At 60.9% G+C, this 19,996-nt stretch carries 20 protein-coding genes; 11 read left to right on the top strand and 9 right to left on the bottom strand.

The features are described 5' to 3' along the window. Positions 1-106: 106 nt before the first annotated feature. From ACVWXD_RS28460 to trxA, 3 genes are read left to right on the top strand one after another with little or no spacing between them, the layout of a single operon-like run. A complete protein-coding gene (locus ACVWXD_RS28460; protein ID WP_032884559.1) occupies positions 107-562 on the top strand; it encodes a YbaY family lipoprotein in 456 nt (151 codons plus the stop codon). Then, complete coding sequence (locus ACVWXD_RS28455) at positions 559-1,221, top strand: class I SAM-dependent methyltransferase (RefSeq protein ID WP_181643750.1); 663 nt, start codon at positions 559-561, stop codon at positions 1,219-1,221. The genes ACVWXD_RS28460 and ACVWXD_RS28455 overlap by 4 nt, the downstream gene beginning before the upstream one ends. Before the next feature lie 32 nt (positions 1,222-1,253). Further along, positions 1,254-2,126, top strand: coding sequence for a thioredoxin (trxA, locus tag ACVWXD_RS28450; RefSeq protein ID WP_032884557.1), 873 nt, complete (start codon positions 1,254-1,256; stop codon positions 2,124-2,126). Here the strand turns inward: trxA and ACVWXD_RS28445 are convergent. Continuing rightward, the gene (locus ACVWXD_RS28445; protein ID WP_032884556.1) at positions 2,123-2,470 is read right to left on the bottom strand and encodes a hypothetical protein; all 348 of its coding nucleotides are present in this window, start codon (positions 2,468-2,470) and stop codon (positions 2,123-2,125) included. The two genes, trxA and ACVWXD_RS28445, sit on opposite strands and share 4 nt — an antisense overlap. Positions 2,471-2,602: 132 nt before the next feature. Here ACVWXD_RS28445 and ACVWXD_RS28440 point away from each other — a divergent pair, with 132 nt between their 5' ends. The 5 genes from ACVWXD_RS28440 to ACVWXD_RS28420 all read left to right on the top strand — a co-directional run bounded on the left by ACVWXD_RS28440 (position 2,603) and on the right by ACVWXD_RS28420 (position 6,515). After that, positions 2,603-3,205: a DUF2796 domain-containing protein gene (locus ACVWXD_RS28440; RefSeq protein WP_457371549.1), complete on the top strand. Its 603-nt coding sequence runs from the start codon at positions 2,603-2,605 to the stop codon at positions 3,203-3,205. Positions 3,206-3,211: 6 nt separating this feature from the next. Further along, complete coding sequence (locus tag ACVWXD_RS28435; RefSeq protein WP_032884554.1) at positions 3,212-3,922, top strand: ABC transporter ATP-binding protein; 711 nt, start codon at positions 3,212-3,214, stop codon at positions 3,920-3,922. A 1-nt stretch (position 3,923) separates the two neighbouring features. Further along, positions 3,924-5,189: an ABC transporter permease gene (locus ACVWXD_RS28430; RefSeq protein ID WP_027605183.1), complete on the top strand. Its 1,266-nt coding sequence runs from the start codon at positions 3,924-3,926 to the stop codon at positions 5,187-5,189. Positions 5,190-5,200: 11 nt separating this feature from the next. After that, positions 5,201-5,722 (top strand): DUF3299 domain-containing protein, encoded by a 522-nt coding sequence (locus ACVWXD_RS28425; RefSeq protein ID WP_457371548.1) that lies wholly within the window; start codon positions 5,201-5,203, stop codon positions 5,720-5,722. A 94-nt stretch (positions 5,723-5,816) separates the two neighbouring features. Then, the gene (locus tag ACVWXD_RS28420) at positions 5,817-6,515 is read left to right on the top strand and encodes an OmpW/AlkL family protein (protein ID WP_095186186.1); all 699 of its coding nucleotides are present in this window, start codon (positions 5,817-5,819) and stop codon (positions 6,513-6,515) included. Between the two features lie 126 nt (positions 6,516-6,641). Here ACVWXD_RS28420 and ACVWXD_RS28415 read toward each other — a convergent pair whose 3' ends face one another. The 5 genes from ACVWXD_RS28415 to ACVWXD_RS28395 form a co-directional block, all read right to left on the bottom strand. Then, a complete protein-coding gene (locus ACVWXD_RS28415; protein WP_032884551.1) occupies positions 6,642-7,526 on the bottom strand; it encodes a sugar nucleotide-binding protein in 885 nt (294 codons plus the stop codon). 112 nt (positions 7,527-7,638) lie between these two features. Then, positions 7,639-9,723, bottom strand: coding sequence for a mechanosensitive ion channel family protein (locus ACVWXD_RS28410; RefSeq protein ID WP_122756015.1), 2,085 nt, complete (start codon positions 9,721-9,723; stop codon positions 7,639-7,641). Between the two features lie 58 nt (positions 9,724-9,781). After that, positions 9,782-10,612: a hypothetical protein gene (locus tag ACVWXD_RS28405; protein WP_122753004.1), complete on the bottom strand. Its 831-nt coding sequence runs from the start codon at positions 10,610-10,612 to the stop codon at positions 9,782-9,784. Beyond that, a complete protein-coding gene (locus ACVWXD_RS28400) occupies positions 10,613-12,208 on the bottom strand; it encodes a hypothetical protein (RefSeq protein ID WP_181643751.1) in 1,596 nt (531 codons plus the stop codon). A gap of 18 nt (positions 12,209-12,226) precedes the next feature. Further along, positions 12,227-13,669: an OmpA family protein gene (locus ACVWXD_RS28395; protein ID WP_032884764.1), complete on the bottom strand. Its 1,443-nt coding sequence runs from the start codon at positions 13,667-13,669 to the stop codon at positions 12,227-12,229. Positions 13,670-13,935: 266 nt separating this feature from the next. On the opposite strand from ACVWXD_RS28395, the gene ACVWXD_RS28390 reads away from it, so the two are divergent. Genes ACVWXD_RS28390 through ACVWXD_RS28380 form a run of 3 tightly spaced genes read left to right on the top strand, consistent with a single transcriptional unit; the run spans position 13,936 to position 16,914 of the window. After that, entirely contained in the window at positions 13,936-14,715 is a 780-nt protein-coding gene (locus ACVWXD_RS28390) for an endonuclease/exonuclease/phosphatase family protein (RefSeq protein ID WP_032884548.1), read from the top strand. Continuing rightward, entirely contained in the window at positions 14,712-15,980 is a 1,269-nt protein-coding gene (gene clsB, locus ACVWXD_RS28385) for a cardiolipin synthase ClsB (RefSeq protein ID WP_099603295.1), read from the top strand. The genes ACVWXD_RS28390 and clsB overlap by 4 nt, the downstream gene beginning before the upstream one ends. Beyond that, positions 15,970-16,914, top strand: a complete 945-nt coding sequence (locus tag ACVWXD_RS28380; protein ID WP_099603296.1) for a lysylphosphatidylglycerol synthase domain-containing protein — start codon at positions 15,970-15,972, stop codon at positions 16,912-16,914. The genes clsB and ACVWXD_RS28380 overlap by 11 nt, the downstream gene beginning before the upstream one ends. 5 nt (positions 16,915-16,919) lie before the next feature. Here the strand turns inward: ACVWXD_RS28380 and ACVWXD_RS28375 are convergent, their stop codons facing one another. The 3 genes from ACVWXD_RS28375 to ACVWXD_RS28365 form a co-directional block, all read right to left on the bottom strand. Further along, positions 16,920-17,675: an alpha/beta hydrolase family protein gene (locus ACVWXD_RS28375; RefSeq protein ID WP_181643752.1), complete on the bottom strand. Its 756-nt coding sequence runs from the start codon at positions 17,673-17,675 to the stop codon at positions 16,920-16,922. Further along, positions 17,665-18,774 (bottom strand): DUF3182 family protein, encoded by a 1,110-nt coding sequence (locus tag ACVWXD_RS28370; RefSeq protein ID WP_457371547.1) that lies wholly within the window; start codon positions 18,772-18,774, stop codon positions 17,665-17,667. Before ACVWXD_RS28370 ends, ACVWXD_RS28375 begins: the two co-directional genes overlap by 11 nt. Positions 18,775-18,945: 171 nt before the next feature. After that, positions 18,946-19,905 (bottom strand): GlxA family transcriptional regulator, encoded by a 960-nt coding sequence (locus ACVWXD_RS28365; RefSeq protein ID WP_457371546.1) that lies wholly within the window; start codon positions 19,903-19,905, stop codon positions 18,946-18,948. Between the last annotated feature and the right edge of the window lie 91 nt (positions 19,906-19,996).

Below are 19,996 nucleotides of genomic sequence, written 5' to 3'. Positions count from 1 at the left end.
TAGCGCATCCCTGTGGCAAGACAAGCCATAGCCTTTACGGTATACAGGCGGGCTATTATGTTTCTTACATTTCAAGCCACGGATTTTGTCCTTTCTGGAGCCGTACATGCAGTTACGACCACTTGTTTTGCTCACCCTGTTCAGTGTCCTGGTCGCCTGCAGCAGCGAAGCCCCCAAGCCGTCTGCGCCCCAACCGGTGCCTGCGCAGGAGAAAAAAGTCCCTGGCATTGAAGACCTGGGCCCCCTACCCGCCTACCAACGTGAAATCAACGGCAGCCTGACCAACGTCCCCGCCGGCGCCGAAGTCGAGATGGCCCTGCTGGTGATCGACGACCGTTCGCGCCCGCAACAACTGCTCGCCAGCAGCGTACTGACCGGCAACGGCAAGCCCGTGGCCTTCCGCCTGCGTTTTAACCCAGAGGCTTTCCCGGCCGGTGCACGGGTTGAGCTGCGTGGCCGCGCCAGCCAGTCCGGTCAGTTGATCCTGCACCTGCCCGCCGTACGCATCACCCAGGCAATCACCCAGACCACCGGCCCCCTGGAACTCGTCAAGGCACCATGACGCCACCGTTGGACTTGCAGCGCGCCCTGAGCGAGCTGATCGGCGACGCTCAACTGGTGCCCTGCCCGCTGCCGGGCACCGAACTCTCGTTGTGGCTGTTGGATGCGGACAACATGGACCGCGCCTTCAGTCCCGAAGAAACCCGGCGCATTCTGCATGAGCCGCCCTACTGGAGTTTTTGCTGGGCCAGCGGCCTGGCATTGGCGCGGTATTTGACGGCGAACCCCGAGTGGGTCGCGGGCAAGCGCGTGCTGGACTTCGGCGCCGGTTCCGGCGTGGCCGCGATTGCGGCGGTTAAGGCAGGTGCGGTGGAAGTAGTTGCCTGCGACCTGGATCCGCTGGCGTTGGCATCTTGCCGCGCCAATGCCGAGCTCAATAACGTGGAATTAACCTATTCGCCGGACTTCTTCGCCGAAGCCGATCGCTTCGACCTGATCCTGGTAGCCGATGTGCTTTACGATCGCGCCAACCTGCCACTGCTGGATCATTTCCTCAGCCGCGGCCGCGAAGCACTGGTGGCGGACTCACGGGTGCGCGACTTCCAACACCCGGCTTATCAGCGCCTGGAAATCCTCGATGCGCTGACGTTGCCGGACTTGGCCGAGCCTTGGGAGTTTCGCAAGGTGAGCCTGTACCATTCGCGGCGCCAGCCCTTATAGTTGCCCCATTCCCGCTTTATTCGAGACGCCCCATGAGTGAGCCCACGCCGTACATCTTCGACGTCACCGCCGCCAACTTCGACCAGGCCGTGATTCAGAACTCCTTCGAAAAACCCGTATTGGTGGATTTCTGGGCCGAGTGGTGCGCGCCCTGCAAGGCCTTGATGCCGATGTTGGCGCAGATTGCCGAGAGTTATCAGGGCGAGTTGCTGTTGGCGAAGGTCGATTGCGAAGCCGAGCAAGACATCGTTGCGCGCTTTGGTATTCAAAGCCTGCCGACGGTGGTGCTGTTCAAGGATGGCCAGCCGGTAGACGGGTTCGCCGGAGCCCAGCCGGAGTCGGCTGTGCGAGCGCTGTTGGCGCCGCATGTGCAGATGCCCGCGCCGAAGGCGGCGGATCCATTGGTACAGGCACAAACGTTGTTTGCCGAAGGGCGCATCAGCGACGCCGAAGCCGTACTCGTCGCGCTGCTGGGCGAGGACAACACCAACGCCGCCGCGCTGATTCTGTACGCACGCTGCCTGGCCGAACGCGGTGAGCTGGGTGAAGCCCAAACCGTGCTCGACGCAGTGAAAAGCGACGACCACAAAGCCGCGCTCGCCGGGGCCAAGGCGCAAATCACTTTCCTGCGCCAAGCCGCCGACCTGCCGGACGCCGCCGACTTGAAAAGCCGTCTGGCGCAAAACCCGCAGGACGATGAAGCTGCGTATCAGTTGAGCATCCAGCAACTAGCGCGTCAGCAGTACGACGCCGCGCTGGAAGGCTTGCTCAAGTTGTTTATCCGCAACCGCGGCTACAGCGAAGGCCTGCCGCACAAGACCCTGTTGCAAGTGTTCGAACTGCTGGGCAATGACCACCCGCTGGTCACCGTGTACCGCCGCAAGTTGTTTGCCGCGCTGTACTAATCACCGATCCAACTGTACAGCGGCGTATCCCCGCCGCTGCTCACCTTGACCTTAGCGCTGTGGCGCAGGCGCACCAACAGTCGCTTGCCCGCCGCAGCATCCCCCGCCAAACCTTCCAATCGATCAAGCAACTCCAGGCCGCTGAGTTGTCCGGCGTTGCGCAACAAGTCCTGGGCGTTCTGCCACAGGTCATCATTGTGTTTGACCGGCGCTACCGGCGCGGCGGCGGCGCTGGCTGCCGGCGCCGCCTGCAATTGCGCGCCCAACTTTGCCCAATCGCCGTCGTCCAGTTCCAGGGTTAAGTCCACCGGCAGGTCGCCGATGGTTCCACGAATTCGCAACATCGTCCTGACTCCTGCAGTTTTTCTGACGGGCATGCTCCCATGCGGCTTGCGCAACGCCAAGCAGACGGTCAAACTCTCGGCCTTATTGTTATAAGATCACATAACATAACTTTCATGTTCTGGAGCCCTCTCATGCGCCGTCTGCTGCTCGCTTTGCCGTTTGCCCTGCTGCCACTGGCCATTGCCCATGCGGCTGAGGACCATGATCACGACCACGAACACGGCAGCCTCGGCGCGCACGAGCACGGCGTCGGGCGTCTCAACGCCGTACTCGACGGGCAGACCCTGGAGCTTGAGCTGGACAGCCCGGCAATGAATCTGGTGGGTTTTGAGCACGTCGCCACCACTGCTGCCGATAAGGCCAAAGTCGCCGCTGCACGCAAACAGCTGGAAAACCCATCGGCCCTGTTCAACCTGCCCAAGGCCGCCGGTTGCGAGATCAGCTCCCAGGAGCTCAACAGCCCGCTGTTCGGTGACAAGCCGGAAGCCGACCACGACGACGATGACCACGATCACGACGCCAAAGACGGCGCCCACGAACATCATCACGACCACAGCGAAATCCACGCCCACTACCAATTCACCTGCGCCACGCCGACTGCGTTGAGCAATCTGGACCTGACCCAGGTATTCAAGACCTTCCCCTCCACTCAGAAAATTCAGGTACAACTGATCGGCCCGAGCGGCCAGCAAGGTGTTGATGCCACCGCCACAGCAGCCACCCTGAAGTTCTGAGTTCACATGACCCAAGCACTGATCGAACTGTCTGACCTGGGCTTCAACTGGCCCGGTCACCCACAGTTGCTGGACATCCCCGCCTTCCGCCTGGAAGCGGGTGAAACCCTGTTTCTCAAGGGCCCGAGCGGCAGCGGAAAAACTACGCTGCTTGGTCTGTTGGGCGGCGTGCAGAAACCCAGCCGAGGTAGCATTCGCTTGCTCGGCCAGGAGCTGACCGAACTCTCGGCCGGCGCCCGTGATCGTTTCCGCGTCGACCATACGGGCTACGTCTTCCAGCAGTTCAACCTGCTGCCGTTCCTGTCGGTGCGCGAAAACGTTGAGTTGCCTTGCCACTTTTCCAAACTGCGTGCGCAGCGGGCAAAGCAGCGCCACGGCAGTGTCGACCAGGCCGCCGCTACATTGCTCGCGCATTTGGGCTTGAAGGATAAACACCTGCTGGAGCGCCGCGCCGATTCGCTGTCCATCGGCCAGCAACAACGGGTGGCTGCCGCACGCGCGCTGATCGGCCAACCGGAATTGGTGATCGCCGACGAACCCACCTCAGCCCTGGACTACGACGCCCGCGAAGCTTTCCTTCAGTTGTTGTTCGCTGAATGCCGCGACGCCGGCGCCAGCCTGTTGTTTGTCAGCCATGATCAGAGCCTGGCGCCGCTGTTCGACCGCAACCTGTCGCTGGCCGAACTCAATCGCGCCGCCACGCCCGCAGAGGTTTGAGATGTATTTGTTTCGTCTAGCCATGGCCAGCCTGGCTAACCGTCGCTTTACCGCGATCCTCACCGCATTTGCCATCGCGCTTTCAGTCTGCTTGTTGCTCGCAGTGGAACGGGTTCGCGTTGAGGCGCGCAACAGTTTCGCCAGTACCATCAGCGGCACCGACCTGATCGTCGGCGCCCGCTCCGGTTCGGTCAACCTGCTGCTGTATTCGGTATTTCGCATAGGCAACGCCACCAACAACATCCGCTGGGACAGCTACGAGCACTTCGCCGCCAGCCCCCAGGTGAAATGGGCGATCCCGATTTCCCTCGGCGACTCCCATCGCGGCTACCGGGTGATGGGTACCAACGAGTCGTACTTCGAGCATTACCAGTACGGCCGCAAGCAAAACCTCGAACTGGCCAGCGGCCGTGCCTTTGCCACCGACCCGTTCGAAGTGGTGCTCGGTGCCGAGGTCGCTGATGCCCTGCACTACAAGCTCGGCGACAAGCTGGTACTGGCCCACGGCGTGGCGGTGGTCAGCCTGGTCAAGCACGATGACAAGCCGTTCACCGTGGTCGGTATCCTCAAGCGCACCGGCACGCCGGTGGATCGCACGTTGCACATCAGCCTGGGCGGCATGGAAGCTATCCATATCGACTGGCACAACGGTGTGCCGGCCCAGGGCAAAGGCCGCATCAGCGCCGATCAGGCGCGCAATATGGACCTGACCCCGCAGGCCATTACCGCCTTCATGCTCGGCCTGAATAACAAGATTTCCACCTTCGCCCTGCAGCGCGAGATCAATGAATTCCGTGGCGAGCCGATGCTGGCGATCCTGCCCGGCGTGGCGCTGCAAGAGCTGTGGAGCATGATGGGCACCGCCGAAAAAGCGCTGTTCGTGATCTCGCTGTTTGTGGTGCTGACCGGCTTGATCGGCATGCTCACCGCCATCCTTACCAGCCTCAACGAACGCCGCCGCGAAATGGCGATCCTGCGTTCGGTGGGTGCACGGCCGTGGCATATCGCAACGTTGCTGATCTTCGAAGCCTTCGCCCTGGCCCTATCCGGCGTGATCGCAGGCGTGGGCTTGCTGTATGTGTGCATTGCCGCGTCGCGTGGGTATTTGCAAGCCAATTACGGGCTGGACCTGCCGATGTCCTGGCCGAGCGAATATGAATGGACCTTGCTCGCCGGTATCCTGGCTGCTGCGCTGTTGATGGGCAGCGTGCCGGCCTGGCGCGCCTACCGACAATCCTTGGCCGATGGCCTGTCCATACGTTTATGAGGAAGGACTCGATGCGTCGTGCCCTGTTTGCACTGTTGTTGCTGGTGGCGGTACCCGCCTGGGCCGATGAGCAGCCCAAGGATTTGTCCTGGCAGGAGATGATCCCACCGGACGCGCCGCCAGAAGTCCCTAATATGAAACCACTGCACGACCTGTCGAACATGGCCGACGCCTTGTCCGTCGAAGCCGCGCCGGCGGCCAAGCAGGACCTGCCCAACGCGCCGGTGGTGCAGAGCCTCAATGGCCAGCACATCCGCCTGCCGGGTTATATCGTGCCGCTGGAAGTCAGCGAAGAAGGCCGTACCACCGAGTTCCTGCTGGTGCCGTATTTCGGCGCGTGCATCCACGTACCGCCGCCGCCGTCGAACCAGATCGTGCATGTGAAAAGTGAAATCGGCGTGAAGCTCGATGAGCTGTACCAGCCGTATTGGATCGAAGGCGCGATGCAGGTCAAGCCGTCTACCAGCGAACTGGCGGACGCCGGTTACCAGATGGATGCCGAGAAGATTTACATGTACGAACTGCAGGAATAACGCTGATCGTCCTTTCATTGAGCTGAGTCAACAGACCGAACGGAACGATCTTTACCATTGGACGTACAACTTTTAAACGTCCTTTGGAGCTCCCATGAACAAGTCTCTGCTCGGCGCGTCCCTCTTCGCGCTCGCCCTCGTCGCCCCCATTGCCCATGCTCACGAAGCGGGCGACATTCTGGTTCGCGCCGGTGCTATCACCGTGAACCCGAAGGCCGACAGCAGCACCGTCAAGGTTGATCAGGGCCCGCTGGCCGGTACCAACCTGGGCGGCAAGGCGACCATGAGCAGCGACACCCAACTGGGCCTCAACTTCGCCTACATGCTGACCAACCACGTGGGTATCGAACTGCTGGCCGCCACGCCGTTCGAGCATGACGTGAAGATCAAGGGCACCGCCCTCGGCGGCGCCAACGGCAAGCTGGGTACCCTGAAACACCTGCCGCCAACCCTGAGCGTCGTGTACTACCCGCTGGACAACAAATCCCCGTTCCAACCGTACGTAGGCGCCGGTATTAACTACACCTGGATCTACGACGAACACGTCGGCAGCCGTGCCCAGGGCGCAGGCTTCAGCAACTTCAAAGCCGAGAACTCATGGGGTTGGGCTGCGCAGATCGGCGCGGACTACATGATCAACGACAAGTGGATGATCAACGCCCAGGCGCGTTACATCGACATCAGCACCAAGGCTACCGTGGAAAACAATGCCGTGGCGCCGGGCACTCGTGCCAAGGTCAATGTGGACGTGGACCCAATGGTTTACATGGTGGGTATCGGCTACAAGTTCTAAGCAAAACTGCATAAACAACTGTGGGAGGGGGCTTGCTCCCGATGACGGTGGATCAGTCAACAAACCAATGACTGGTACACCGCTATCGGGAGCAAGCCCCCTCCCACAGTTGGTTGTGCGTTGGGTTCAGCTGTGGCGGTAAAACCGATCCAATAGCGCCGGAAGCCCCGCCCGCCAGGCCCGCGGCTTGATGCCAAAGGTATGCAGGATTTTCTTGCAGGCCAACACCGCGTGCTGCGGCTCGTCCGTCGCATCCGGCCGGGCCGCGTGGGCTTGGGCGGTGGGCGACTCAATGGCCAACGGATGGAAAGTGCGCGCTTCGGTTAGGATCGCCTGACCCAGCGCCAGCGGCGTAGTCGCCTCCTGGCCGGCGTAATGGTAAGTGCCCCACAGCGGCGCCGCGCAATCAAGTTGCTTGAGCACCGAAATGATCACCCGCGCCGCATCATCCACCGGCGTCGGGTTGCCACGGCGGTCATCCGCCATCAGCAATTCATCCGGTTTCTCGGCCCGGGCCAGGAAGCGCCCGAGGGTGCCATCCACACTGTCATCCAGCAGCCAGCCAAAGCGCAGCAACACATGCTGCGGGCACGTGGCGCGCACACTCTGTTCGATACGCCACAACGCCTGGCCACGCAGGCCCAAGGGCACCGGCTCGTCTTTTTCGCTGTAGGCGGTGGCACGGGAGCCATCGAATACGCGGTAGCTGGACGGTTGCAGCAAGGTGATGTTGTGGTGTTGGCACAGTTCGGCCAGGCGCTCGATAGCGAACTCCTGCGAAGCCAAACGGGTTTCGCTGACGGCTTCGGCCTGGAACCAGTCGAAGTAATAGGCGAGATTGATCAAGGCATCGGGACGGGTGTCGTCGAGCAATTGGGTAAGGCTCGCGGCATCCCAGCCGTCTTGGGGCGGTTTGGGTGCGAGGAAACCGATGTCTTCCTCTGCACCGAGGCGAATCAGCGCCTGCCCGAGGGCATTCCCGCCGCCCAATAACATAAGGCGCATTCGCATAGATTGAGCAGGCCCGGTCTGTTTGGAACGTTGGCTATGGTCGGCAGGCCCGTGGGCCTTGCCGCTGGCATTTGCCAGAATCGTTGCATTTTGCGGGTTTGTAGCGCAACCGTCACGGATTAAGTGTCTTGACGCCTGGCTCTGCGGGCTCATGCTCCAACGCCGCACGCTGGGGCACCATGACCTGCTGTGGATAAGTCTGCGCGAAGTGCACCTCGGGGCAGTTATCCACAAGCTTTTTCAGACGCTGGTTAAACGCGCGACTGACAGCATATTGCCCACCCGATACCGTGCGGAACTGCGCTGTGAGCACCACACCATTGAGGTCCATCTTGTCGACACCAAACACTTCCAGCGGCCCTTGCAGGTTGTACTTGAGGAAGACATCGTCGCGGATCGACTGACCGGCTTCACGAATCAACTCCACGGCCTTGTCCACATCGGTGTCGTAGGTGAACTGCACCGAGAAGAACGCATAGGCAAATTGCCGCGACTGGTTGGTGACCGCCTTGATCTGCCCGAACGGCACCGAATGCACAAAGCCCTTGCCGTCACGCAGACGCAGGGTGCGGATAGTCAGGCCCTCGACGGTGCCGGCGTGGCCGGAGTCGAGCACCACCCAGTCGCCGATGGACAGCGTGTCTTCAATGATGATGAACAGCCCGGTGATCACATCCTGCACCAGTTGCTGAGAACCAAAACCAATGGCCAGGCCGACCACACCAGCACCCGCCAGCAGCGGCGCGACATTGATGCCAAGGTTGGCCATGGTGGTGATCGCGCAGATGACCACCAGGATGATCTTCACCGCATTACGCAACAGCGGCAGTATGGTTTTCACCCGCGTGCTCGGCTGGCGACTGGAGCGTTTGTTTACCGGCGGTTTCAGCGCTTCCTGGATCGCCGTGTCGAGCACCACCCAGAACAACCATGTCATCAGCAGAATCAAACCGATGCTGCTCAAAGAGTCGCTGATTGCCCGCCCTACCGAGTTGCGCTGGGCAAACTCGAACAGGGACACGCCCCAGATCCGCCCAAGGATTTCGATAAAGGCGATCGCCATGACAATGCGCAGGATCGCGTGCAACAGGCTCAAGAAGCGATCTTTATAGGCGCTGCTGCGCTGGATCGCTACCTGGCTGCGGGACTTGAACAGGTGTTGCAGCACGGTGCTCAAGAACACGGTGCCAATCAGCAGAATCGTGGTGAACAGCGCGCAACGCAGGGCTTTCTGGTTATCGTCACCGGCACCGATGAGGTTGATTGCCGAGACCAGCACCATCAATAGAATCGGCCAGTACCAAAGGCCGGAAAACACCCGCAAAGACTGCTGCAACGCCGGATGTTTAAGGCGCTGGGCCAGTGGCCGATTGCGGATCAGATGGGCGACCGGCCGACGCAAGCGCACCACCAGCACGCCGAAAATCACCGCCGCGAACAGGCCGGTAAATACCGCAATACTGCTGGTGATATTGCCGCCAAGCTGGCGGGCAATTTGCGGGCTGGTCAGGGCATCGCTGAGGGCGGCGAGGAAGCCAATCAGGAACAGCGGCTTGGGGCAGTAATCGCGAATAATCTGCACCGCCGGCCGCTTGTGGCCGAAATTGAACATGACAATCACGCACAACAGCATCGAGGTGGAAAAGATCCCGCTGCTGGTGGCATAGGCAAAACACAGTGCCAACGCGCGCCCCACCGAAGTGGGCAGGAAGTGACTGACATAAAGGGTCAGCGGCAGGCAGATCAGCGCCGGGATCGTGTAGGGCACCACATACCCGAGCACCGCATGCAGGCGTTTGCGCTGTGCGACGAATGACCGTCGGCCCAAGCGCTGCACGATAAACCGCCCCAACAACGTCAGCACGGTAAATGCGCCGACCCACACACCTGACAGCAGCAGAAAATTCCCGGCCACACTCCACGGCGAACGTTCTGACGTTTGGTCGACCAACCGCCCTACTTCATCCGCCGCCCTGTCCGCACGCAGGCGCCAGGCGTCGATCAGGCTCTGATTGAGGTCGAGCTTGTCCTGCACGTCGTCGATGCTGGAACTGATGGCACCGAGCAGTCCGCCTTCCACCAGCAACTCTGGCTTGGCCGGCGTCTCGGGTTCGGGCGCAACCGCCGCGGCGTGCAGTGCGCCACTGCCGCAAAACAGCAGCGCACCGAGCAGTAATGCAGTCTTGAGATTCAGCAAAACACCGAGTTCCTTCAGAAGGGTCTGTAAGGAACTGACGGGTTTCAGCAGGGATGGTTCACTTCAGGTCGACATTCAGGCTTGGCGCGCCAAACGCTACCAACTGTGCGTTAGAGCCGGCGAAATAGCCTTTCCAAAAGCCTTCCAGCGCTTGGATGGTCTTGCCGGAGCGATAAGCCTGCTTGACGTCCTTGGTCACCAACGCCGCACCGGCCACATAGACGCGCGCGCCCTGCAGGTCGGCGAACAGGCCTTTGTCGGCCACCCGCTTCAGCTCGGCGTCGGGTTGCAGGTCACGAATCCGATTGTTGGCGTAGAAGCTGCCGAAGTCGCTGTTTTCCAGCATGTCGGAAATCAACAACACCACACGTTCCTGAGCCGGTTGCTGGCCCAGGTCTTTGCCGATATCACGCAACGACTGGAAGATCTCACTGCGCGCAATCTCTTCGGACGCTTCACGCAGCGTGGTCACAAACACCTTGCCAAAGGTCTTGTTGAAAAAGCTGCGCTGCTCGGCCAGGCACGTATCAAAGGTGCGCAGCGATTGCATGCCCACGCGCTCACGGACTTTCTCGTCGATGCCCTGGTTGAGTTCACCGGCAAAGCGCAATTGCATGAACTGCCCCGGCAGAAACGCCGAGAAGCTGTACAGTCGGACCTTATCGCCCGGCTGTACAAAGCGCTGCACCTGGGCCCAAGTGGCCTTCTGAATGACCTCAGGCATCGGGATCGTTTGATCAATGATCACCGTCAACTCGCGCCCCGCAGACACGGGCCGAAACTCAGCGACCTTGGCGTACGGATAGCAATCCGGAATGTCGTTGCGCTCACCGGCCACCGCCATCAAGGGCGCCAGCAACAGGGCACAGAAAAAGCGCGGGATCATCATTCAGGCACCTGTTGCGTCAAAGTCTTTAACCAACTGCTGTTCGGCACGCAGCGCCAGCACATCTTCCAGGGCGTGGCCTTTGGCACGGCTGATCGTTGCCAATTGCTCTTCGGTGTAGGCCGTCAGGTCTTTGCCGCGCAGGGCGTCGAGACCTTCCGAGGCAGCCACCGCCACTGGCGCCTGCACCGGGGCTGGTGCTGGTGCTGGTGCTGGTGCTGGTGCTGGTGCTGGTGCTGCGACTTCCGCTACCGCCGGTGCGGCAGGAGCGGCAGGAGCAACCGGAACATTGACGGGTTTGGCCGCCGGTTGCGGATTCCCTGGCAACGCCTGTTTGCGCGCCACGAAGGTCTCGAAACTGCGATTGTGTGCAGTGGTCAACGCCGCCTGCTGCTGGGCGTTGGTGGTGGTGCGCCCGGCGAGCTTAAGCTGCAATTTGCTCAATTTGTGATCGGCATGGGAGGCAATTTCCACGCGCTGGCTCTGCATCCAGTTTTCCAGGGCTTCGCCGCTGGAGAACTTGTGGGTGTGCTCCCAGGCAGTCTTGGACTCAACCCCGGCAAAACCGAAGATCGACGCCAGCCAGATACTGGTGATCTGAATCGCGATGTAGATCACCGACAGCACGATGAAGGTGATCAGCGAGGCTTTGCGGATCGCGTCCATCTTGTCGGTCAGGGTTTGCTTGTCTGCCTGATCGTTGATCGCCGCCGAATCGGCCGGCAGTTCGAACGGGCTGGCCGAGTCGTAATTCTGCTGGGCAAAGGCATGCGGGCTGCCGACCATTTCGGTCTCGATGCTTTTGAGCTGCATGGTGCGGATACCGAACGCCGCAATAGCGATAATCGCGATCCAGATACCGGTGGTGATCATCCAGCCACGGCTTGGTGTCACGGTGTGGTTGGTGTTAATGCGCGCCAGGATGCGGTTGTAGTCCTTGCCGTCTTTATCGCTTTCGGTGTCTTTGATCCCGATGCCCGGCAACTCCTTGAGCTGATTCGGGCGGTCGCTGTCGCTGTCGTTTTCCCACCAGTGGCGAGCCTTGCTGATCAGCGCGTTCTTGTGCGCGGCACGGCCGGTGACTTCGGCCAGGATCGCCGAGGCGACCGCCAGCAGGAAGGCGAACAACCAGCCCATCCAGCTTTGGTCATTGGCCGACAGGTTCTGGTTGATGAATGGCACCAGTACGTAGGCGAAACCCACGGCCTCGAACATGATCAGCATAAAAATCAGGGCAAACACCCAGAACGGTCGCTCCCGGCGGCCACGCTCGCCGATGGTGCGCAGGTAGGATTCGCTTTTATTAAAGAAGTCGACGTCTTCCGCGCCGATTTTTTCATAGCGCGAGTAGTACGCGTCGCACAGCTCGCTCTCGGATTTCGGCCAGCCATAAGCGTCGAGCATCAGGCTCTGCTTGGACAGGCGCGCCACCTTGCCGATCACGGGCACGCCGTGCCAAACACGCATGACGAAATAACCCACTTTTTCCCAATACGCTTGAATCAGGATCGCCGCCAGCAGCGTGGAAATCACCAGGCCGGTGATTAGCTTGTTTGCCCAGAGCAGGGCCGTCAGCGCATTAAAGCTGAAGTCTTCCATGGTGTATGTCCTTGAGTCTTACGCGCGAATCGGCACGAAACGGGTAGTGAAAGCTTCACGGCTGCGCGGGTAGAACAACGCACCGTCCGTGGCTTCGGAGTTTTTCTTGCTGAACACCACGTCGATACACGACACCGGTGCCTTGGGGTCTTGGATGAAAACGCGATAGAGCACCAGGTCCTCACCTTCGTAGGTGTTGGCCACGGCTTTGCTTTTGATCGACTTGCGGTTGCCGTCCTTGTAGCCCTGGACCACTTCGATGAAGGGTTGGCGGTCGACGCTGGCGCCGTCACGCAGGATCGAAACCGGCGACAGCGTCACCAGGTGGCCATTGACCACATTGGCCCACACGCGGTTGTTGTAGCCCGGCAGGTACTCGGTGGTGACTTGGGTGTCGAGCGCCTTGCCGCTGGCGAGGTTGAACACCTTGCCGGTTTCTCGCGGGCGGTCGGCTTCGCAACTGCTGTTGGGCAGATCGTTGGCTTGCGCGCTGCTGACCAGAGCGAACCCGGCCTTTTTCGGCGCGATGCCTTGGGCCAGGGTCCAACGCGTGTCGCTGGCCGGCTGGCCGCCAAAGTCGACCAGGGCGGTACCGGCATCGGCGGGCTTGCTCTCGGCAGCCGGTTTGGTGGTGGCAGCAGGCTTGTTTTTCGGCGCGCGGGCGACGGTGCGCGCAGGCTCGGTCGAGGTACCGTGCGCCAGGTATTTGGAGTTGTTCTGTTCGGCGTTGACCCGCTTGACCAGCATGTTGCGGTCGGTCACTTCAACGATCTCAACCCGACGGTTCTTGCCGCGTTGCTGCACATCGCTGTTGTCGGCGATTGGCCGCGAAGCCCCCGCCCCCTGGAAAAACATACGCTGCGGGGCGATGCCTTGCTCGGCCAGGATCGACGCCACGGCGCGGGCACGTTGCTCGGACAACCGCTGGTTGGTGGCGGCGCTGCCGGTAGCGTCGGTGTGGCCGACGACCAGAATAGCCGCCTGGCTGTTCTGGCCCTGCTTGGGCGCGAACGCGGCGGCCAACTTGCGGACCTGGCGCTGACCATTGGCGCTCAACTGCGCGCTGCCGGTGGCGAACATGCCTTCATCCTGCACTTGGGCAACGATGCCCGCTTCAGTCGGTGCCGGCGCGCGGGCGTTTCCGCTGGCGACCTCCTGGCTTTGCAGGGTTTGCACCTGGATATTCAGGTTCTCTTCCTTGGCGATCCGCTCCAGTTCCTGCAAACGGTTCTGCCACAAGTTACCCGCCACACAACCGGCCGCCGCGCCCACACCACCGCCGACGATCGCCTTTTTGGCATCGCCCGTGATCGCATACGTCAGGCCTGCACCGAGCAATGCACCACCGGCGCAACCGATGGCCGTGCCGTAGTTTTTGCCGGCGTCGTTAAGCGTCGCGCAGCCGCTGAGCGCCACGGCGCCAGCAAGCAGGCTGATTTTTCGGGTAAAGGAGGTATTCACTTGATGGGTTCCGGCCTTCATGAAAAGAGCCGCCGACCCACTGCCAACGCCGAATACGCGCCAACTGCATCATCCATGAACAGGCCCTGCACAATCGTTGAATGGGGTAAATAGCGCGGGATTGGATCACGTCAGTGATGGCAATTCAACAGCATTTGTAACTCCATGCGTCCTTCAGAACCGTCCGTAGGACGCTCGAAACTTTCTCCAGCCGCCAGCAGTCAGCCATTACATGAAGCCAAGCCCCACTCTTCACAGGAATACACATGACTGCGATCCCCGACTGGGTGCCCGTTACCCCCAGCGTCGCCATCACGCGCTTTACAGTGCTGACGGTCAATATCCACAAGGGCTTCACCGCCCTGAACCGACGCTTCATCCTGCCCGAGCTGCGAGAAGCGGTGCGCAGCGTGGGCGCAGACATGGTGTTCCTGCAGGAAATCCATGGCACCCACGAGCGCCATCCGCAGCGCTACAGCGACTGGCCGAACATGCCGCAGTACGAGTTTCTGGCCGACAGTATCTGGCCGCAGTTCGCTTACGGGCGTAACGCGGTTTATCCCCATGGCGACCACGGCAATGCGCTGCTGTCGAAATTCCAGATCGTGAGCTACGACAACCTCGACATCTCCCAAAGCGGCCATGAAAACCGTGGCCTGCTGCATTGCGTGTTGCGCTTGCCGGGCAGCGGGCAGGAAGTGCACGCAATCTGTATCCACCTGGGCTTGCGCGAGGTGCATCGCCAGCAGCAATTGCGTTTGCTGGAGCAGCGCATCCGCGAGATTCCCGCCGATGCGCCGTTGGTGGTCGCCGGCGATTTCAACGACTGGCGCCAGCGGGCCGATTTGAGCCAAAGCGGCCTCACCGAGGTGTTCGTGCACACCCTTGGCAAACCGGCGCGCACCTTCCCGGCACGCCTGCCGTTGCTGCCGCTGGACCGCATTTATGTGCGCAACGTGAAGGTTCACAACCCACAGGTGCTGACCACACGGCCGTGGTCCCATCTTTCAGACCACGTGCCGCTGTCGGTGGAGATTGAGCTATGAACGTTGCGGTCGAGCACATCTCTACCGACCAGCCGCCGGACGAAACCAAGGCACGCGACCTGGATTACGGTTGGCAAAGCGGTAATCAGGTCGAGTTGCTGGAGAACGGCGAAGCGTACTTTCCCAAGGTATTCGAGGCGCTGCGCCAAGCCCGGCGCGAGATCCTGCTGGAGACCTTTATCCTTTTCGAAGACAAGGTTGGCCATGAGCTGCAACGTATCCTGATCGAGGCGGCGCAGCGTGGGGTCAAGGTCGTGGTCAGCCTGGATGGCTTTGGCTGCGGCGAGCTGAGCGCGGGGTTTCTCGGTGAGCTGGCCGAAGCCGGCGTGACGGTGCAGATGTTCGATCCGGCGTCCAAGACGCTGGGGATTCGCACAAACTGGTTCCGCCGCCTGCACCGCAAGATTGTGGTGGTGGACGCCACCGTGGGGTTTATCGGCGGGATCAACTTCTCTGCTGATCACTTGGGGGATTTCGGCCCCGAGGCCAAACAGGATTACGCGGTGCAGGTAATTGGCCCGGCGGTGGCAGACCTGCATCACTTTGCCTTGGCACAAAGTGGCCGCCAGGTGCGCACGCGGCGCGGGTGGCGACGGCGCCAGCAGCGGCCTTCAGCGTGGTCGAGCGAGCACGGCGACGGCATGGTACGGTTGATTTACCGTGACAACCTGCAACACCGCGACGATATCGAAGAAGCGTATATCCATGCCCTGAGCAAGGCCCAACACCGAGCGGTGATCGCCAACGCGTATTTCTTCCCCGGCTACCGCCTGCTGCGGGAAATCCGCAACGCCGCGCGCCGCGGCGTGCATGTGCAGTTGATCATGCAGGGCCAACCCGACGTGCTGCTGGCCAAACTGGCAGCACGCATGCTCTACGACTACCTGCTCAAAGACGGCGTAGTGATTCACGAATACTGCCAGCGACCGCTGCACGGCAAAGTCGCATTGGTGGATGACGAGTGGAGCACTGTAGGTTCGAGCAACTTGGACCCCTTGAGCCTGGCACTGAACCTGGAAGCCAACGTGTTGATTCGCGACCGCGCGTTTAATCAGCAACTGTACGAGCGCCTCGAAGTGCTCAGTAAAAATCACTGCCAGACCATGCCGGAAAACCGCAAGCCACGCCTGTGGTTGTGGCGATTGACCGTCGGCTTCCTGGTGTTCCATGTGATGCGCCATTTCCCCGCGCTGACCGGTTGGCTGCCTGCGCACAAACCGCGCTTGAAACCCTTCGTGCATGAGGAACAGCGCCATGAAAGCTGAGCGTTTCAAGCGTTGGAAGAAGCCCCTGACCATCGCCTTCTTCCTGCTGCTGATCGTGCTGTTCACCCTGCTCGCCCGCAGGATCGACTGGAGCGAGGTGGTCCAGACGCTGGGTGATTTCAAACTGCGTACCTTGCTGATAGCAGGCGCGTTGACCCTGTGCAGCTTTATCGTCTACGCCTGCTTCGACCTGATCGGCCGCACCTACATCCGCCAGCCATTGCGCTGGAAGCAGATTCTGCCGGTGGGCATCATCAGCTACGCGTTCAACCTCAACCTCAGCGCGTGGGTCGGCGGCATCGCCATGCGCTATCGGCTGTATTCAAGGTTGGGCGTGAGCACCGGCAATATCGCCAAGATTCTGGGCCTGAGCCTGGCCACCAATTGGTTTGGCTACATGGCGCTGGCGGGCGCGGTTTTCAGCAGCGGGCTGGTGACCATGCCGCCGGGCTGGAAGCTGAGCAGCGGCGCGCTGCAAGGGGTGGGTGTATTGCTGGTGTTGGCCAGCCTGGGCTACCTGGCGGCCTGCCAATTTTCGAAAAAACGCGCGTGGTCGATCCGAGGCATCGAGATCAACCTCCCATCGCTGCGCATGGCCTGCTTGCAACTGGCGTTGGGCGCGTTGAACTGGTCGCTGATGGCGGCGGTGATTTTTACCCTGCTGCCCGCCAAGTTGGACTATCCGCTGGTACTGGGTGTGCTGTTGATCAGCGCGATTGCCGGCGTAGTCACCCATATCCCAGCCGGGCTTGGGGTGCTGGAAGCGGTGTTTATCGGGCTGTTACAGCATGAGGCGTCGCGGGGCAGTTTGCTGGCGGGGTTGATTGCGTATCGGGCGATCTACTTCATCTGCCCACTGCTGATTGCACTGGTGATGTACTTGGGCGTGGAAGCCAAGGCCAAGGCGTTGCGGGTGAAGAAAACACCCGCCTGAACGAACTACTGGGATTGGAGGATGCTCAACCGCTCGCCGACCACCATCTCGGTGATCCAGTCCACCAGGATCGAGGTGTAGGCCTGTTGGGACACCGGATCGCTGAGGGAGTGGTCAGCGCCATCGATGATGCGGTGAGTCAGGGAATGGGTCTGCTGGCACGCGGCGCGGTAACTCATGATGGTGGCGTGGGGCACATGGTCATCGGTTTCCGATTCGACAATCAGCACATCACCGGTAAACGCCGCACAAGCATGTAAGGCGCGGTTGGTCTCGGCATGCACCAGGGTGCTGCGGTAATCCATCAAATCGACCTTATCCAGATCGCGCTTGGGCTTGAGCCATTCCTGATCGCGGTACAACGCCGGCACACGCAGCGCCAGCCAGCGTACCGGGCGCAGCGAGGTGAGGATTGCAGCCAGGTAGCCGCCATAACTGGTGCCCACGACCGCCACCGCCGAGGTGTCGATGGCAGGATGGGCGAGCAGCCGGTCGTACGCCGCCAGCAGGTCGCGCAGGTTGTCTTCGCGGGTGACGCGGTTCAATGGAATACCGTTGCCAGCATGACCGCGCAGGTCGAAGGTCAGGCACACACACCCAAGGCCGGCGATGCCTTTGGCCCGCTCCAGATCCCGCTCTTGGCTACCGCCCCAGCCGTGCACAAACAACACGCCCGGCACTTTGGATTTAGGGCTCAGAAACGTGCCGCTCATTTGTTCGTCGTCGATATCGATGGAAATGGTTTCACTTCTAGCCGTCATAAGATTTAACCGTCACGTACTTGAGAAGAAATTCGCTGTTTTCCGCGGGGCCGCGGTACACCTCAATGGCATCCGCCGGCAGCGCTTGGTCCACGTAGGTCTCTACCGAGGACACATGAATGGCTTTAAGGCCCGGGTGGTTGATGAAGCTCTGCAGCGCCGCGACTTCCGCGCTGCTGGCGCCGCCCATGCGCCAGGATTGTTCGAGCACGCCACTGCGACGCTGGCCATGGCTATCCAAGCCTTGAGCGATGTCGTAGTTGCGCCGTGAGGCATAGAAGCCGGGGTAGGCTTCATCAGCTGCCGTGTCGAAGACCTGCGCTTGCTCGATGGCCAGGCGTACGTCCTCGGGCAGATCGAGCTTAAGCAAGTCTTCGTAATAACCGGGTACGACCAGCAGGTCGGATCCGCCATAGACACCTTCGCCCTCCCCATCTTCGGTCAGGTATTGCTCGCCGCAATAGCTGAACACGTGATCGCCGATAAAACTCTGGCCCACGCTATGGGTGACCACATCATGCAGGTCCTGCTCCAACACCACGCCTTCGTCGAACAACTGCATAGCCTCAGGCCGCGCCAGCACGTCTTTGAAGGCATCGAGGCTGTGGATAACTTCCTGGCCGCGTCCAGCGCAGGCGTGCACTGGTTTCAGGCGAATGGGCCCATCGTTGAGCAAACGGGTGGCAGCGGGCAGTGCGTCTTCGAGCGCGAATACACTGAGGCCTTCCAACACGACTTTTTTTACCCGCTCGCAGAACAACGGCGACCATCCCTTTGGCGCCTTGGCCTCAGGGCTTAGCAAGCCATGACTGATGGCTTTGGTGCAGATGAAGTCGTGATCGACATAGCCGCCCCACAGATCTTCGGGGCCTTTGACGTTAAGGGCGCGGGCCTGCGCCGGGCCCACAAGGGTTTGCGTGGGCAGTAAATACAGCTCACGGCCAGCATGTTTTTGCGGATCGTAGCTGCCGCCGAATTTAAGCCCCAGAATTTGCGCCAGCCAGCGGGCCAGGGCGAGGTTTGTGTCCACTTCATGCTGAGGTGCGCCCTCTCGTGTGGAGTAAGCGACCACCCATTTTTTGCGTTGTGTCGGGGTCATGCGTCCCCCTTGGCCGTCCGGCCATGTGTGTATCAAGAAGGCTGCAGGGATCAGGCCAAAACACGGAGGGGCGGGACCGCTTTGAAATCAATCAGTTACTGAAAAACCGATGGCATTTGGCCTGTTTTATTCTGCACGACGAGGCGTCAAGTGCGCGGCGTTCTGCACGATTCACACGCCAAAACGGCTGCGATAATCACTGGGCGCCAGACCTGTGATTTTCTTGAAAATGGCGCGAAAGGCGCTGGGATCCTGATAGCCCACGGTACAGGCGATATGGTCGATGGTGCCGTTGGTGAACTCCAACATCTGCCGCGCCTTGCCCACACGCAGGTGCTGGCAGTATTCGGTGGGTTTCAAGCCAGTGGCGCCGCGAAAGCGCCGCAGGAAAGTACGTTCTTCCAACCCCGCCTCTTGCGCCATGGTCGCGACGGACACATCTACCGCCCCGCTGGCTTGCAACCAATGTTGGACCTTGAGAATGGCCGCGTCGCCATGACCGAGGATCGGCGCAAAGTTACTGCCGCACTGGCTGGCGCTGTCGCTGTGTTCGATGACCAAGAACCGCGCGGTGTCGGCAGCGATGCTCGGCCCCATGAGACGGTCAACCAGACGCAGGCCCAGTTCGGACCACGCCATCAGCCCGGCCGTAGTAATCAGGTCGCCGTCATCGACAATAGGTTTGTCCGCCTCCAGGCGCACGGAGGGGTAACGTGCGGCAAAAGACTTGGCGGAAGACCAATGGGTAGTAGCGCTGCGCCCATCCAGCAAGCCACTGCGCGCCAGCATGATCGAGCCGATACAGACGCCACCGAGTACGGTCCCCGTCGCGTGCTGCTGACGAAGCCACTCCAGCAGCGCAGGCGGCGCTTGTTCTTCGGTGAACTCACCAATCGACGGGGGCACCAGCACGGCCATCATCGGCTGGTCGGGGCCTGGGTGGCTGTCGAATACCCTTTTCGGCGAGCCATCGGCACTTACCTGCCAATGACTGATACGCAGCAGCGGCAGTTGTGCAGACTGATGCTCGGCCGCAATCCGGTTGGCCACGCCGAACAGGTCGGTCAGGCCATGCACGGCGGCCAATTGCGCCCCTTCGTAGATCAACACGCCCAGCTCAACAACAGCCATTGTCAGTTTTCCCCCTGTTATTGTCGGTGCAGCCAATCCCCGGCGCCGGCGCCAGCTAAGATACTGGGCCCATCAACCCATCACGAGGCAA

The organism is Pseudomonas sp. TE3911, assembly GCF_054062775.1.
The sequence above is the reverse complement of the archived record's forward strand: the minus strand, read 5'-3'. Positions and strand labels throughout refer to the sequence as shown.

What these genes read in the sequence shown, in the direction of transcription:
- ACVWXD_RS28380 (WP_099603296.1), top strand. Translation starts at nt 15,970, where the DNA reads ATGAAAGCTGAGCGTTTCAAGCGTTGGAAGAAGCCCCTGACCATCGCC.
- ACVWXD_RS28440 (WP_457371549.1), top strand. Translation starts at nt 2,603, where the DNA reads ATGCGCCGTCTGCTGCTCGCTTTGCCGTTTGCCCTGCTGCCACTGGCC.
- ACVWXD_RS28375 (WP_181643752.1), bottom strand. Translation starts at nt 17,675, where the DNA reads ATGACGGCTAGAAGTGAAACCATTTCCATCGATATCGACGACGAACAA.
- ACVWXD_RS28415 (WP_032884551.1), bottom strand. Translation starts at nt 7,526, where the DNA reads ATGCGAATGCGCCTTATGTTATTGGGCGGCGGGAATGCCCTCGGGCAG.
- ACVWXD_RS28400 (WP_181643751.1), bottom strand. Translation starts at nt 12,208, where the DNA reads ATGGAAGACTTCAGCTTTAATGCGCTGACGGCCCTGCTCTGGGCAAAC.
- clsB (WP_099603295.1), top strand. Translation starts at nt 14,712, where the DNA reads ATGAACGTTGCGGTCGAGCACATCTCTACCGACCAGCCGCCGGACGAA.
- ACVWXD_RS28455 (WP_181643750.1), top strand. Translation starts at nt 559, where the DNA reads ATGACGCCACCGTTGGACTTGCAGCGCGCCCTGAGCGAGCTGATCGGC.
- ACVWXD_RS28390 (WP_032884548.1), top strand. Translation starts at nt 13,936, where the DNA reads ATGACTGCGATCCCCGACTGGGTGCCCGTTACCCCCAGCGTCGCCATC.
- ACVWXD_RS28430 (WP_027605183.1), top strand. Translation starts at nt 3,924, where the DNA reads ATGTATTTGTTTCGTCTAGCCATGGCCAGCCTGGCTAACCGTCGCTTT.
- ACVWXD_RS28420 (WP_095186186.1), top strand. Translation starts at nt 5,817, where the DNA reads ATGAACAAGTCTCTGCTCGGCGCGTCCCTCTTCGCGCTCGCCCTCGTC.
- ACVWXD_RS28435 (WP_032884554.1), top strand. Translation starts at nt 3,212, where the DNA reads ATGACCCAAGCACTGATCGAACTGTCTGACCTGGGCTTCAACTGGCCC.
- ACVWXD_RS28405 (WP_122753004.1), bottom strand. Translation starts at nt 10,612, where the DNA reads ATGATGATCCCGCGCTTTTTCTGTGCCCTGTTGCTGGCGCCCTTGATG.
- ACVWXD_RS28425 (WP_457371548.1), top strand. Translation starts at nt 5,201, where the DNA reads ATGCGTCGTGCCCTGTTTGCACTGTTGTTGCTGGTGGCGGTACCCGCC.
- ACVWXD_RS28365 (WP_457371546.1), bottom strand. Translation starts at nt 19,905, where the DNA reads ATGGCTGTTGTTGAGCTGGGCGTGTTGATCTACGAAGGGGCGCAATTG.
- ACVWXD_RS28445 (WP_032884556.1), bottom strand. Translation starts at nt 2,470, where the DNA reads ATGTTGCGAATTCGTGGAACCATCGGCGACCTGCCGGTGGACTTAACC.
- ACVWXD_RS28370 (WP_457371547.1), bottom strand. Translation starts at nt 18,774, where the DNA reads ATGACCCCGACACAACGCAAAAAATGGGTGGTCGCTTACTCCACACGA.
- ACVWXD_RS28460 (WP_032884559.1), top strand. Translation starts at nt 107, where the DNA reads ATGCAGTTACGACCACTTGTTTTGCTCACCCTGTTCAGTGTCCTGGTC.
- trxA (WP_032884557.1), top strand. Translation starts at nt 1,254, where the DNA reads ATGAGTGAGCCCACGCCGTACATCTTCGACGTCACCGCCGCCAACTTC.